Origin of the sequence: Rhodovulum visakhapatnamense (assembly GCF_004365965.1) — a bacterium.
In the GTDB taxonomy this organism is placed as follows: domain Bacteria; phylum Pseudomonadota; class Alphaproteobacteria; order Rhodobacterales; family Rhodobacteraceae; genus Rhodovulum; species Rhodovulum visakhapatnamense.
Genome location: NZ_SOEB01000003.1, coordinates 183,627 through 196,230 on the forward strand (window position 1 = coordinate 183,627; position 12,604 = coordinate 196,230).

A 12,604-nucleotide genomic window follows, 5' to 3' on the forward strand; every position below is an offset into this window, starting at 1 on the left:
CGGGAGAGGGTGATGGCACTGCTGGACTTCAGAAAAAGCGACAGGGTCGCGCAAGGGGCCGCGGGCACGCGTGCCGCGCCGCTGGCCGACTTCGTCCGCGGCTATTCGATCGAGGTCATGCCGAAGACGGCCGCCAGGATCGCCGATTTCCGCGCGCTGCTGCCCGCGGGCACCCGGGTCTATATCGCCCATCTCGACGGCACCCCGATCGAGGACATGGTGGCGACCGCCCGGCGCCTGACCAACGAGGGCTTTGCGCCGATGCCGCATTTCGCGGCGCGCTCGATCCCCGACATCGCGACGCTCTCGGACTGGATCGCGCGCTATGCGGGCGAGGCCGGGGTCACCCGGGGGCTGATCCTCGCGGGCGGCATTTCCGAACCGCGCGGCGATCTGCATTCGTCCATGCAGCTTCTGGAAACCGGGCTTTTCGACAAGGCGGGCTTCACCGATCTGCATGTGGCGGGCCACCCCGAGGGCAGCCGCGACATCGATCCGGACGGGTCGGACCGCAACATGATGGCGGCGCTTGGCTGGAAGCAGGCCTTTGCCGCACGCACCGATGCGCAGATGGCCATCGTCACCCAGTTCGCCTTCGACGCCAGGCCGGTGACGGCCTGGGCCAGACGGGTGCGGGCGCAGGGCGTCGACCTGCCGATCCATATCGGCGTCGCCGGCCCGGCCAAGCTGCAGACCCTGGTCAAGTATTCCATCGCCTGCGGTGTCGGCCCGTCGCTGGCGGTTCTGCAACGGCGCGCGCGCGATGTCAGCAAGCTGGTGCTGCCCTTCACGCCCGATGCCTTCCTGTCGGATCTGGCCGCCGCCGCCGCGCGCGACCCCGATTTTCCCATCCAGAACGTGCATTTCTTCCCGCTCGGCGGAATCGCGACCAACACCCGGTGGCTGGCCGAGCATGGCCTTGCCCCCGCCCAGGACGCCTGAGGAGTTCCATGACCCGTACCGTGCTCGAGTCCAAGTCCAAGACCGTCGTGATCGGTTTCGACGAACCGTTCTGCGTGATCGGCGAACGCATCAACCCCACCGGCCGCAAGAAGCTTGCGGCCGAACTGGAGGCAGGCGATTTCTCGACCGTCGAGAAGGACGCGCTCGAACAGGTGGCCTGCGGGGCCATGGTGCTCGATGTCAATGCCGGGGTGGTCTACAATTCGAACCCCAACCCGAACGAGACCGAACCGCCGCTGATGCGCCGGATGATCGAGCTGGTCCAGGGGCTGGTCGATGCCCCGCTCTGCATCGATTCCTCGGTGCCCGCGGCGCTGGAAGCCGGTCTTGCCGCGGCCCAGGGGCGGCCGCTTCTGAACTCGGTCACCGGCGAGGAGGAACGGATGGACCGCGTCCTGCCGCTGGTCAGGAAATACAACGTGCCGGTAGTGGCGATCTCGAACGACGACACGGGCATTTCCGAGGACCCCGATGTGCGCTTCGAGGTGGCCCGCAAGATCGTCCAGCGCGCGGCCGATTTCGGTATCCCCGCCCATGACATCGTGGTCGATCCGCTGGTGATGCCGGTGGGGGCGATGGCCAGCGCCGGTCAGCAGGTCTTTGCGCTGGTACGGCGCCTGCGCGACGAGCTGGGGGTCAACACCACCTGCGGGGCCTCGAACATCTCCTTCGGGCTGCCGCACCGCCACGGCATCAACGCGGCCTTCCTGCCAATGGCGATCGGCGCCGGAATGACCTCGGCGATCATGAACCCGGTTCGGCCGGTCGAGATGGAGGCGGTGCGTGCCGCCAACCTGCTGATGAATCACGATGCCAACGGGGCGGAATGGATCCGCTTCTCGCGCGTGCTGGACGCGGTCGCCGAGGGCGCAAGCTTCGCCGAAGCCTCGCAAGCGGCGGCCGCCGCGGGCGGCGGGCGGCGGCGGCGGCGCGGCTGAGACCCGCGCCGGGCATAGAAGAGGTAAGGGGTTTTTAACCATGATGGCTGCAGACTGGGACGCATGGACTTTGCCGCCCGCCGCTCGGTTCCCGACAGCTGGATCGCCTCGGTCTTCTCGGCCCAGGCGGTGGCCAAGGGTGGCGTCGTGCGCCGGTCGCGGCGCTGGGTCGAACGCGAGATCGGCATGGAGCGTTTCGTGGCCGAGGTGCAGCTGCGCGGCTTTCACCTGGTCGAATGCGGCGGGCAGCTTATCGTCATCTGCAACCCCCATGGCTTGCGCGTCATCTGCTGACACCGCCGGCTGGCCACCCCGCGCCCGATTTTTCGCAGAAAAATCGCGGCCCCGGCCCCGATGAGCCGCGAGATGCCGCGCGTCGTCTTCACGCCCTCCGGCAAACGCGGCCAGGTGCCCGCCGGAACCACGGTCCTCGAGGGCGCCCGCCAACTGGGCGTCGATCTCGACAGCGTCTGCGGCGGTCGCGGCATCTGCTCAAAATGCCAGATCTCGCCCGGCCGCGGCGCATTCCCCAAACATGGCCTGTCCGTCGCCGAGGATGCCCTCTCGCCGCTCAACGACGTCGAGCGCCGCTATGACGAAAAGCGCGGCTTGGCGCCGGGTCGGCGGCTGGGCTGTCAGGCCCGGATCCTCGCCGATGTCGTGATCGATGTCCCGCCCGAAAGCCAGCTTCACCGCCAGGTCGTCCGCAAGGCCGCCGAGGTCCGCGCGGTCGAGACCGATCCGGCGACGCGGCTCTGCCTGGTCGAGATGGCCGAACCGGACCTGCACGCCCCTTCGGGCGATCTGCAAAGGCTCAACGCGGCCCTTGCCGATCAGTGGGACCTGCCGCCCGCCGCCTGTCCGCTCTCGGTGCTGTCGCGGCTGCAACCCGCGCTTCGCAAGGGCGGATGGACGGTCACCCTCGCGCTCCACCGAGGCGCCTCGGGTCCCGAGATCCTCGACATCTGGCCGGGCTTCTTCGAGGCCCCCCTCTGCGGTCTGGCCATCGATCTCGGCTCGACCACTATCGCGCTCCATCTGACCGATCTGGCGACCGGCGATGTCATGGCCTCGGCGGGCGCGATGAACCCGCAGATCCGCTTTGGCGAGGACCTGATGAGCCGGGTCTCCTACGCGATGATGAACCCGGGCGGCGCGGCCGAGATGACGGCGGCCGTCCGCGCCACGCTTGACGGTCTTGCGGCCGGGATCGCGACCGAGGCCGGAATCGACCCGCGCTGCATCGTCGAGGTGGCGCTGGTCGGTAATCCGGTCATGCATCACCTGCTGCTGGGCATCGACCCGGTCGAGCTGGGCCAGGCGCCCTTCGCGCTGGCCACGTCCGAGGCCGCGACGCTTCCGGCGGCCGCCCTCGGCATCGGGTCGATCAATCCCGAGGCGCGGGCCTATCTGCTGCCGCTGATCGCGGGCCATGTCGGCGCCGACGCCGCCGCCGTCGCGCTCAGCGAGGCGCCCGAGACCTCGGACGACCTGACCCTCATCGTCGATGTCGGCACCAATGCCGAGATCCTGCTGGGCGACCGGACCCGGGTGCTGGCCTGTTCCTCGCCCACCGGCCCCGCCTTCGAGGGCGCGCAGATCAGTTCCGGCCAGCGCGCCGCCCCCGGCGCCATCGAACGGGTGCGGATCGATCCCGAGACGAAGGAGCCGCGGTTCCGGGTCATCGGCTGCGAGCTCTGGTCGGACGACCCGGGCTTTGCCGCCGCGCTCGGCCCGGCCGGGGTCACCGGCATCTGCGGCTCGGGCATCATCGAGGCGGTGGCCGAGATGCGGATGGCAGGCCTTGTCGATGGCTCGGGCCTGATCGGCTCGGCGGCCCAGACCGGATCGGACCGCTGCCGCCCCGAGGGCCGGACCCAGTCCTATCTGCTGCTGGCGGGCGCCGCCTCTGGCGGGCGCGACATCGCCGTGACCCAGGGCGACATCCGGGCGATTCAGCTTGCGAAATCCGCGCTTTACGCGGGCGCGCGGCTGCTGATGGACCGCCGCGGCGTCGACCGGGTCGACCGGGTCGTGCTGGCCGGGGCCTTCGGCGCGCATATCAGCCCGCTGCATGCCATGGTGCTGGGCATGATCCCCGATGTGCCGCTCGACCGGGTCCGCTCGGCCGGAAACGCGGCCGGGACCGGCGCGCGGATCGCACTGTGTTCGGTCGCGGCACGCCGCCTGATCGAAGAGAACGTGCGCCGTATCGAGAAGGTCGAGACCGCCATCGAGCCCCGCTTTCAGGACCATTTCGTGGCCGCGAACGCCCTGCCCCATGCGTCGGACCCGTTCCCCGAACTGGCCCGCATCGCGCCGCTGCCGAGGGTGGATTTCAACACTGGCGGCAGCCGGGGCGAGAGCGAGGGCCGACGGCGGCGGCGGCCGCGCTAGGCGCGGCGCCCCTCAGATCCCCTGTTCGTGCAGGAAGGTGCGGACGCGCGCCATGCAGGTCTGCCAGGCCGGTTCGAAATCGACCAGGACATGGTTCCGGCTGGCCAGCGGCACAAAGGCCGCCGCCGGGATCCAGGCCGCGATCGGCCGCGCCTGCTCGACCGGAATCCTCTGGTCGCTGGGGCGGCGTGCAGCACGATCGTCGCGGCCTCGATCCGCGTCGGCCGGCGGCGCATGTCGATGTCGCAGGACGCCTCCTGAAACCCCGCGGCAATCTCGGCCGAGGTGGTCAGGCGCTGAAACTAGTCGAACCAGGTCAGCTCTTCGGGCGCGGCTTCGGGCATGAAGGTCCGGGAAAAGTTGTGCAGATAGGCCGACTTGCCGGTGCCCCGGCCCAGCCGGGTCAGCGCGCGCACCGCCTGGCGGCGCGACATTTCCTCGGCGCTGGCATGGTGGCGTCAGCCCGAGGCATAGGCTCCGAGCAGGACCAGCCCGCTCACCCGGTCGGAATCGCGCGCGGCATATTCGATGCAGACGGCCGCGCCCTGGGAAATGCCCGGCAGCGGAAACCGCCCCGGATCCATGCCATCGACCACCGCCTCGAGATCCTCGACGAAGGCCGAAAGGCTCAGATCCTCGACCTTCCAGTCCGACAGGCCGCAGCCGCGTTCGTCAGAGCGCACGAAGGTGCGCCGGCGCGCGATCTCGTCGAAACAGGCGCCCCAGATCGGAGTCTTCCAGTCGTGTTCGATATGGGTCAGCCAGTTGGCCGCCTTCACCGGCGGCGGACCGGCGCCCACCGTGGCTCAGGCGATCTTGGTCCCGTCCCGCACCCGGCAAAGCCGATGCGCCGCGCGCGTAGATGGACCCGGCGCCGGGGCGCGCCGACAGACAGGACGGCCTTGGCTGACCCGTCATCGGGGGCGGCCCCGGCACGCGCCGCCTCGGGGTCGGCCTCTTCCCAGAGCCGCAGCCACGTCTGCACGGCCCCGCGCGGCGCGTCGGGATGGCGGGCCAGACGCCCCAGAACCCCGGCCCGAATCACCGCGGCATCCTCGCGCTCGGCCGCCAGCCATGACGCGAAGGCCGCGTCGCCAGCCCCGTCGGGCCCCGTCGAGAAGATCCTCGCCCAGCCGCCGGGCGGCATCCTCCAGTTCGGCATAGCTGGCCGCAGCGTCGCTTAGGCAAGTGCGGATCGCGCGCAGATCGACGTTCAACCCCGCTCCGTCAAAGGCCACCCGCTCGCGGCCGGCGATGATCCGGGGACGGACGGCGGAATCGACCGCCTTGCGGATCCCGGTCAGCGCCCAGCGGAGCGCCGCCTTCGGGTCGGCGGGCAGATCCCAGAACAGCTCGCACAGCTTCTCGCGCCGGTACGGCCGTCCGGTGGCCGTCAGAAAGGCCGGAAGCGCCCGCGACCTCGGCCCCGGCACGCCGATGCCATCCCGGCGAACCCTGAGTTGGCCGAGCAACGGGATCTCGATCGCCTGATCCTGCGGTGGGGCCAACGCGCCCCTCAGTTCCCGATGGCCAGGTCGGTCTACCGGGAAATGCAGGGATCGCCGGAAAACAACGGCCGCGCGGTCCCGGAAACACGGCCGCCACCACGCCGGGCACACCGCCCTGCCCGGATGCGTTGCGCAGCCGACAGGGGCCGAAGGAAGCCCCGGTCGGCGGATCGCGTCAAACGGGGCGCCGGTGGCTGCGGGACGGCCCCGGCCAACAAAGGAACCGACAGGGCGACCAGTCTCGAACCCCGCGGCAATTTGGTCATCGTTGTGATGGGAGGAACGATCGACGCCGCCGCGTGCGGACCGCCCGGCGACGTTCCGGTCGAGAGGACGATCCGGCTGCGCCCGGATTCTGGTGGACGTCTCGCCGGGCGCCCGGGTCCTGCGCGCGGGCATTCGCGGGCGCGCGGCGGCCGCGGCCCTGATGCGCGGGTACCGCGGAAAGAGGCGGGTCGTCGTCGGCACCGGGTCGCTCGGTCAGTTGTTCGCAGTGGCAAGACAAGCCTTGCCGGCGAGAGTTCAACCCGGGATTGATTCGTGGCTTTCTGATTTTATTTCAGTTATTTAGGGGCAATCTCCAAGACCTCGCGTCACCTCCTGCCCCGCCGCATCCGGCCGGACCGGCATGGCACCGCGCCGGACCCTGCTCTTCGGCGAACGCCGCCCGGCACCCGGCGCGTCCCTTTGACGACCCGCCGTCGCGGCCGCCCGGCACTGGACAAGCCCCGCAGGCGGGCGCTAGCTCTGAGACAAACGGAGGGGCGGATGCAGATCAGCGAAACGAGGGCCATCGTCACCGGTGGCGCGTCTGGACTTGGCGCGGCGACGGCGCGGGCGCTTTGCGCGGCCGAGGCGGCGGTGACCATTCTGGACCGGGATACCGACCGCGGCATGGAGCTGGCTGCCGAAATCGGCGCGGGCTTTCAGCCGGTCGACGTGACCGACGAAACGTCGGTCGAACAGGCCGTGGGCGAGGCCTCGGCGCAGATGGGCGGCATCACCGCCTGCATCAGCTGCGCGGGCATCGCGACGGCCGAGCGCACGCTGGGCCGGTCCGGGCCGCACGGGCTGGAAAGCTTTCGCCGCACCGTCGAGATCAACCTGATCGGCAGTTTCAACGTGCTGCGGCTGGCTGCCGCCGAGATGGCGCAGAACACCCCCGATGACGACGGCTGCCGCGGGGTGATCGTCAACACCGCCTCGGTCGCGGCCTATGACGGGCAGAAGGGCCAGGCCGCCTATGCCGCCTCGAAGGGCGGTATCGCGGCGATGACGCTGCCGCTCGCGCGCGATCTGGCCGGGCTGAGGATCCGGGTGATGGCGATCGCGCCGGGGATCTTCCGCACCCCGATGCTGGAGGGGCTGGGTCAGGAGGTCATGGACGGGCTCGCCGCCGATGTGCCGAACCCGCCCCGGCTGGGCGACCCGGCGGAATACGCAGCCCTTGTGCTGCATATCCTGCAGAACGGCTACATGAACGGCGAGGTGATCCGGCTGGACGCAGGGCTGCGGATGAGATGAGCCCGCGGCAGACCCGCGTCACGCCCCTGGGCGAGATCGTGGCCGACCCGGCACGCGGTCTGTTCATGGGCAACCGCGGCTGCCTGCACGATGCCGACGGACGGCTCGGCCGGGCGCGCTGGCGCCACAAGGCCTGGATCTGCTGTCTTTTGCAGTTTCGCGGCCGTCACCGCCCGGTGATGACGCCGGGGCGCTATACCGAGCTTTTCTTTCTGGACGAGGCGGTGGCGCTGTCGGCCGGGCACCGCCCCTGCGCCGAGTGCCGCCGCGCCGATTTCCGGCGCTTCGCCCTGGCCTTCGGGGTCGGGACGGCGGGCAGGCTCGATGCGGCTTTGCATGCGGCGCGGCTTTGCCCGTCCAGCCGGGATCAGCGGCGCCACACGGCCCCGGCTGCCGCCCTGCCCGACGGCGCCTTCGTGCTGCTGGAGGCAACCCCGCATCTGATTCTGGGAAGGGTCGCCCTGCCCTGGAAGCCTTCGGGCTATGGCGCGGCCCGCCCCCGCCCCGTTGGAGAGGTCACGGTTCTGACCCCGGCGCCCACGGTCGCGGCACTGGCGGCGGGCTATCGGCCGGTGCTGCACCCAAGTGCCGCCGCCGGACCGGGCTAGCCTGCGTTTTCGGCCTTTTCGGCCAGCTCCAGCCAGTCTTCCTCGGCCCTGGACAGGGCCTCCTGCCGCGCGACCAGCGCCTCGGTCGCCTTGCGGAACTTGACCGGCTCGCGGGTGAAGAGATCGGGGTCGTCGAGCAGTTCTTCAAGCTTGGCGATCTCGGCCTCCAGCCGCGCGATCTCGGCCGGAAGCGCGTCGAAGCGGTGCTTTTCGGTATAGCTGAGCCCCGGCGCCTTCTTCGAACGGGGCGGCTCCGGTTTGGTCTGCGCGGCGGAGGGTTTCTCGGCGGACTTCCCGACGGTCCGCCCGGGGCCGGTGGCCTCGGCCCGCTGCGCCCGGTAATCGCTCCAGCCGCCGGCATAGACGACCGCGCGGCCATCGCCCTCCATGGCGACAGTCGTGGTCGCGACGCGGTCGAGGAAATCGCGGTCGTGGCTGACCAGAAGAACGGTGCCGTCGAACTCCGACACCAGTTCCTGCAACAGATCGAGCGTCTCGACGTCGAGATCGTTGGTCGGCTCGTCCAGCACCAGCAGGTTCGATTCGCGGGCCATGATCCGGGCCAGCAAGAGCCGCGCCCGTTCGCCGCCCGAAAGGGACCGCACCGGCGCGCGGGCCTGGGCGTCGTCGAAGAGGAATTCCTTGAGATAGCCCACGACATGCTTGGGCTGGCCGCGCACCAGCACCTGGTCGGCCTTGCCCGACACCCGCATCTCGGGATCGCCGGTCAGGCTTTCCCACAGCGTCATGTCGGGATCGAGCGCCGCGCGATTCTGGTCGAAGACGGCCATCTGCAGATTGGTGCCAAGCCGCAGCTCGCCGCTGTCGGGCGCCAGCTCGCCGGTCAGCATCTTCAGAAGCGTGGTCTTGCCGACACCGTTGGGTCCGACCAGAGCCACCCGCTCGCCGCGCTGGACGCGCAGCGAGAAGGGCTTGAGGATGACGCGATCGCCGAAGTTTTTCGAGATCTCGGTCGCTTCGATCACCCGCTTGCCGGATTTGGGCCCCGCCTCCAGCGCCATCGCCGCGGTGCCCTGGCGGCGGATCATCGCCGAGCGGTCGTCGCGCATGGCATGCAGTGCCCGCAGGCGGCCCTGGTTGCGCTTGCGGCGGGCCGAGATGCCCTCGACCGCCCAGCGGGATTCGGCCTTGATCTTGCGGTCGAGCTTGTGGCGGGCCTCGTCCTCGTCGGCCCAGACCTTGTCGCGCCAGTCCTCGAAGTCGGCAAAGCCGCGATCCTGACGGCGGACCTCGCCCCGGTCGATCCACAGCGTGCCCCGGGTCAGGGCGCGCAGGAAGGCGCGGTCGTGCGAGATCAGCACATAGGCCGACCGGGTCTCGGCCAGCTGGGCCTCGAGCCAGCCGATGGCCTCGATATCGAGATGGTTGGTGGGCTCGTCGAGCAGCATCAGGTCGGGTGCGGCGGCCAGCAGGCGCGCCAGCGCCGCCCGCCTGCGCTCGCCGCCCGAGGCGGTGGCGGCCGGGGCGGAAAGATCGAGCTTGAGCCCCTCGGCCGCCATCTCGGCGCGATAGCCTTCGCCCGGGGCCAGCGCCGCGGCGGCGAAATCGCCCAGCGTGGCATAGGCCGAGAGGTCGGGCTCCTGTTCCATATAGCCGACGGAGGTGCCGGGCGACAGCACGCGGGCGCCGGAATCGGGTTCGACGAGGGCGGCCATGACCTTCATCAGGGTCGATTTTCCCGAGCCATTGCGGCCGACCAGCGCGACCCGGTCGCCTTCCTGGATCACCAGATCGAGCCCGGCAAAGACCGGGCCTCCGCCGAAGGTGAGCGAGATCGACGACAGCTGAAGAAGGGGTGCGCGGGCCATGGGCGCTGGGTATGATGCCGGGTTGCGCCGGTCAAGCGGCAGAAGAGGGAAACCCCGGTCGGGGCGGGGCGGGTAAAATTCTTCGGCGAAGAATTTTTGGCCCCCGGGGCGGCGGCGGTGGGGACCGTTCACGGAATTTCGTGCGAAATTCCGCGCGCGCTATCCGGCCGAGGCGCGCAGCAGTCGCTTGCGGGCGGGGGGAATCGCCCGGATTTCGAGCCCGGTGAAGACATGCAGGGTGTTGAGGTCGCGATCGACCACCGCATGGTCCGATACCCAGCCGCCCATCACCAGATAGCTGCGCAGGAGCGGCGGCATCCCCAGCATCGCCCGCCGGGCGTCGGGCTGGCGGCGCCGCAACATCTGCCCGAAGCGGAACACGTTCGGCGCCTTGACGCGCGGCAGCCAGCGTTTCGGCGCCAGATGCCGGTCCTGCAAGAGCGCGAAGGCATCCATGTAGGTCTCGGCCTCGGTGCCCTTGAAGGACGAGCAGCCGAACAGCATCTCGACCTTCTCCTCATCCACGAATCGGGTCATCGCCCCCCAGGCCACGCGCAGGATATCGGGGTCGCGCCAGGCCGGGTGGATGCAGAACCGCCCCATCTCGACCATCGGCCCGTCGAAGGTCTCGAGCGCGGAAAGCTCGTAATACTGGGCCGAATAGCTTTGCCCGATCTCGGCCCCGCCCTTCAGCGGCAGCAGACGGAAGCAGCAGACCAGCGTGCCGCTGCGGGTCTCCTCGACCAGCACATGGCGGCAGACGGCATCGAAACAATCCGCATCGGCCCCTTCGGGATGGGTGTCCGTGGCGCGAAAGGCCAGATAGCGCAGACGCTGCGCGGCGAGGATATCGGCCGGGGTTTCGGCCAGCCGCGCGGCATAGCGGCCCTTGCGAAGTGACAGCATCGTGACGGCTCCACGGGACTGGCGGGACTGGATCGCCCGCCTAGATATTGTCCGAAGGCCGATAGCACACAAGATGTGACGAAACCCTGACAGGACCCGCGAGACCAAATGACCCAGAAAGTTTCCAAACCCGATTCCGAATGGCGCTCCGAGCTGTCGGACCTCGCCTACCGGGTCACCCGCAAGCACGCGACCGAACGCCCCTTTTCGCATGACGACTTTCCGAAGGCGCCCGGCACCTACACTTGCGTCTGCTGCGGCGCCCCGCTTTTCGCGCAATCCGACAAGTTCGACAGCGGCACCGGCTGGCCCAGTTTCACCCGTCCGGCCAGCCCCGACGCGGTCGGCGAGCGGAGCGACCGGAGCCTTCTGATGAAGCGCACCGAGGTGCATTGCCTGGCCTGCGCGGCCCATCTGGGCCATGTCTTTCCGGACGGCCCCGCACCGACCGGGCTGCGCTACTGCATCAACGGCGTGGCGCTCGACTTCACGCCAGACAGCAGCGGCGACGGCAGAGACACCGACGCGGACTAAGGTCAGAGCCAGGTGGCCCCGGGGGGCTGCCATTCCGCGTCCCGGTCGGGACGCGGTGTGCGCTCAGCGGTCGCCGATGATGTCCTCGGCATTGAACTGGCCGATATTGCCCAGCATCTGCCGCAGGAACGAGACGCCCTTGATGTTGCTTTCGGTCACGCGCCGGTTCAGGGCGATCACGCGGCCGTCCTCCAGCCCGAACCGTTCGACATTCTCGACCGTCCCGGACTTGTCGAAGGAGATCGCCACGACCTGACGGTCGGTCTCCTTGGGTTCGCGGAAACCGACCGTCTCCCAGTCGCTTTGCACGTAATACCACGCATCGTCGCGCATCACGCCGCCTATCGTCGGCGGTCCGACCAGTTCGGCCACGCTGTCGCGCGTGTCGACACCGACCGTAACCCCGGCGAGATCCTCGTCGGACGGAGCATAGCCGTGGCTGCGCTGGATCGGAGAGCAGGCCACAAGGCCCGCAGAGAGAATAGCGGCCAGCACCAATCTGGCGTGCACTGCCCGGGGCCTTGCCATCGCAACCTCTTGTCACAGGGGTTTTTCACTTCTATCCCGCTTAGCAGATCGTATGCCCCGGGTTCAAGAATGGAACGTGAACCATGGCCAACACACCTGAAATGCCCAAAGGCACCGTCCCGCCCCTGCGGCTTGACCGTCGCGCAGGCCGCGACCCGGTCGCCTTCACGCTGATCCCCGAACCCGCCGAGCGCGCCGAGCTTGCCGGCCGGCTTGGCCTGTCCGCGCTGAAGAAGCTGCGCTTCGCGGGCCAGATCCGGCCCGAAGGCGCGCGCGACTGGCGGCTCGAGGCCGAGCTTGGCGCCACGGTGGTACAGCCCTGCGTCGTCACGCTGGCGCCGGTGACCACCCGGATCGACAGCCCGGTCCTGCGGCTTTACCGCGCCGACATGCCGTCCCGGCCCGAGGGCGACGAGATCGAGATGCCCGAGGACGACAGCGAGGAGCCGCTGCCCGATACGCTTGACCTGGCGCGGGTGTTGGAAGAGGCGCTGGCCTTGGCGCTGCCGCTTTATCCGCGCGCCGAGGGGGCCGAACTGGGCGAGGCGACCTTTGCCGCGCCCGGAACGGCGCCGATGCAGGATGCCGAGGTCAAGCCCTTTGCCGCTCTGGCCCGGCTTCGCGACCGTGCGGAGGGCGAAACCGGCGACGGCCCGGACGGCGAGACCGGCGGAAGCGACAGCGGAGACTGATCGGGGCGGACGGGTTTTGCCGCGCCCTGCCCCGGCCCGCGACCTCGCCCCGCCCCTTTGGGCGCGCTGCGGGGCCGGTTTCGGGATCGACTGCAGGGTCGGCGTCGGGATCGGGACGCCCCGGTGTCGCAGGGCGACGGAAAATCGCGCCTCGCGCTTGAAAGACAGGGCCAGAAA

General features: G+C 69.7%; 14 protein-coding genes. 8 read left to right on the forward strand and 6 right to left on the reverse strand.

What is annotated here, in order from left to right; genetic code table 11:
• Positions 1 to 12: 12 nt before the first annotated feature.
• From EV657_RS04140 to EV657_RS04155, 4 genes are all read left to right on the forward strand, one after another.
• On the forward strand, positions 13 to 942 hold the full coding sequence (locus EV657_RS04140; RefSeq protein WP_243837478.1) for a methylenetetrahydrofolate reductase: 930 nt from the start codon (positions 13 to 15) through the stop codon (positions 940 to 942).
• Positions 943 to 950: 8 nt separating this feature from the next.
• Complete coding sequence (locus EV657_RS04145) at positions 951 to 1,901, forward strand: methyltetrahydrofolate cobalamin methyltransferase (RefSeq protein WP_134077221.1); 951 nt, start codon at positions 951 to 953, stop codon at positions 1,899 to 1,901.
• 63 nt (positions 1,902 to 1,964) lie between these two features.
• Positions 1,965 to 2,195, forward strand: a complete 231-nt coding sequence (locus EV657_RS04150; RefSeq protein WP_075785909.1) for an N-(5'-phosphoribosyl)anthranilate isomerase — start codon at positions 1,965 to 1,967, stop codon at positions 2,193 to 2,195.
• A gap of 72 nt (positions 2,196 to 2,267) precedes the next feature.
• Positions 2,268 to 4,298 carry an ASKHA domain-containing protein gene (locus tag EV657_RS04155; protein ID WP_425057245.1) on the forward strand — a complete coding sequence of 677 codons (2,031 nt, stop codon included), beginning with the start codon at positions 2,268 to 2,270 and terminating at the stop codon, positions 4,296 to 4,298.
• 302 nt (positions 4,299 to 4,600) lie between these two features.
• Here the strand turns inward: EV657_RS04155 and EV657_RS22490 are convergent, their stop codons facing one another.
• Genes EV657_RS22490 through EV657_RS22095 form a run of 3 tightly spaced genes read right to left on the reverse strand, consistent with a single transcriptional unit; the run spans position 4,601 to position 5,460 of the window.
• Positions 4,601 to 4,732: a hypothetical protein gene (locus EV657_RS22490; RefSeq protein ID WP_279587380.1), complete on the reverse strand. Its 132-nt coding sequence runs from the start codon at positions 4,730 to 4,732 to the stop codon at positions 4,601 to 4,603.
• A 24-nt stretch (positions 4,733 to 4,756) separates the two neighbouring features.
• A complete protein-coding gene (locus EV657_RS22090; protein ID WP_243837479.1) occupies positions 4,757 to 5,077 on the reverse strand; it encodes an alpha/beta fold hydrolase in 321 nt (106 codons plus the stop codon).
• Entirely contained in the window at positions 5,074 to 5,460 is a 387-nt protein-coding gene (locus EV657_RS22095) for a hypothetical protein (protein WP_243837480.1), read from the reverse strand. Before EV657_RS22095 ends, EV657_RS22090 begins: the two co-directional genes overlap by 4 nt.
• A gap of 1,114 nt (positions 5,461 to 6,574) precedes the next feature.
• Between EV657_RS22095 and EV657_RS04165 the strand changes: the two genes are divergently transcribed.
• Together EV657_RS04165 and EV657_RS04170 are read left to right on the forward strand one after the other, a co-directional pair.
• The gene (locus EV657_RS04165; protein WP_113668735.1) at positions 6,575 to 7,330 is read left to right on the forward strand and encodes an SDR family NAD(P)-dependent oxidoreductase; all 756 of its coding nucleotides are present in this window, start codon (positions 6,575 to 6,577) and stop codon (positions 7,328 to 7,330) included.
• Complete coding sequence (locus tag EV657_RS04170; RefSeq protein WP_134077223.1) at positions 7,327 to 7,938, forward strand: hypothetical protein; 612 nt, start codon at positions 7,327 to 7,329, stop codon at positions 7,936 to 7,938. Before EV657_RS04165 ends, EV657_RS04170 begins: the two co-directional genes overlap by 4 nt.
• Here EV657_RS04170 and EV657_RS04175 read toward each other — a convergent pair.
• Positions 7,935 to 9,767 carry an ABC-F family ATP-binding cassette domain-containing protein gene (locus tag EV657_RS04175; protein ID WP_113668733.1) on the reverse strand — a complete coding sequence of 611 codons (1,833 nt, stop codon included), beginning with the start codon at positions 9,765 to 9,767 and terminating at the stop codon, positions 7,935 to 7,937. The genes EV657_RS04170 and EV657_RS04175 overlap by 4 nt on opposite strands.
• A gap of 159 nt (positions 9,768 to 9,926) precedes the next feature.
• Positions 9,927 to 10,673: a GNAT family N-acetyltransferase gene (locus EV657_RS04180; protein ID WP_108027673.1), complete on the reverse strand. Its 747-nt coding sequence runs from the start codon at positions 10,671 to 10,673 to the stop codon at positions 9,927 to 9,929.
• A 108-nt stretch (positions 10,674 to 10,781) separates the two neighbouring features.
• Between EV657_RS04180 and msrB the strand changes: the two genes are divergently transcribed.
• Positions 10,782 to 11,207 (forward strand): peptide-methionine (R)-S-oxide reductase MsrB, encoded by a 426-nt coding sequence (gene msrB, locus EV657_RS04185; protein WP_075785903.1) that lies wholly within the window; start codon positions 10,782 to 10,784, stop codon positions 11,205 to 11,207.
• Positions 11,208 to 11,270: 63 nt separating this feature from the next.
• Here the strand turns inward: msrB and EV657_RS04190 are convergent, their stop codons facing one another.
• On the reverse strand, positions 11,271 to 11,717 hold the full coding sequence (locus EV657_RS04190; RefSeq protein ID WP_243627683.1) for an outer membrane protein assembly factor BamE: 447 nt from the start codon (positions 11,715 to 11,717) through the stop codon (positions 11,271 to 11,273).
• Positions 11,718 to 11,818: 101 nt separating this feature from the next.
• Here EV657_RS04190 and EV657_RS04195 point away from each other — a divergent pair, with 101 nt between their 5' ends.
• On the forward strand, positions 11,819 to 12,427 hold the full coding sequence (locus EV657_RS04195; protein WP_243837481.1) for a YceD family protein: 609 nt from the start codon (positions 11,819 to 11,821) through the stop codon (positions 12,425 to 12,427).
• The last annotated feature ends 177 nt before the right edge of the window (positions 12,428 to 12,604 follow it).

What these genes read in the sequence shown, in the direction of transcription:
- EV657_RS04140 (WP_243837478.1), top strand. Translation starts at nt 13, where the DNA reads ATGGCACTGCTGGACTTCAGAAAAAGCGACAGGGTCGCGCAAGGGGCC.
- EV657_RS04145 (WP_134077221.1), top strand. Translation starts at nt 951, where the DNA reads ATGACCCGTACCGTGCTCGAGTCCAAGTCCAAGACCGTCGTGATCGGT.
- EV657_RS04150 (WP_075785909.1), top strand. Translation starts at nt 1,965, where the DNA reads ATGGACTTTGCCGCCCGCCGCTCGGTTCCCGACAGCTGGATCGCCTCG.
- EV657_RS04155 (WP_425057245.1), top strand. Translation starts at nt 2,268, where the DNA reads ATGCCGCGCGTCGTCTTCACGCCCTCCGGCAAACGCGGCCAGGTGCCC.
- EV657_RS22490 (WP_279587380.1), bottom strand. Translation starts at nt 4,732, where the DNA reads ATGTCGCGCCGCCAGGCGGTGCGCGCGCTGACCCGGCTGGGCCGGGGC.
- EV657_RS22095 (WP_243837480.1), bottom strand. Translation starts at nt 5,460, where the DNA reads ATGCCGAACTGGAGGATGCCGCCCGGCGGCTGGGCGAGGATCTTCTCG.
- EV657_RS04165 (WP_113668735.1), top strand. Translation starts at nt 6,575, where the DNA reads ATGCAGATCAGCGAAACGAGGGCCATCGTCACCGGTGGCGCGTCTGGA.
- EV657_RS04170 (WP_134077223.1), top strand. Translation starts at nt 7,327, where the DNA reads ATGAGCCCGCGGCAGACCCGCGTCACGCCCCTGGGCGAGATCGTGGCC.
- EV657_RS04175 (WP_113668733.1), bottom strand. Translation starts at nt 9,767, where the DNA reads ATGGCCCGCGCACCCCTTCTTCAGCTGTCGTCGATCTCGCTCACCTTC.
- EV657_RS04180 (WP_108027673.1), bottom strand. Translation starts at nt 10,673, where the DNA reads ATGCTGTCACTTCGCAAGGGCCGCTATGCCGCGCGGCTGGCCGAAACC.
- msrB (WP_075785903.1), top strand. Translation starts at nt 10,782, where the DNA reads ATGACCCAGAAAGTTTCCAAACCCGATTCCGAATGGCGCTCCGAGCTG.
- EV657_RS04195 (WP_243837481.1), top strand. Translation starts at nt 11,819, where the DNA reads ATGGCCAACACACCTGAAATGCCCAAAGGCACCGTCCCGCCCCTGCGG.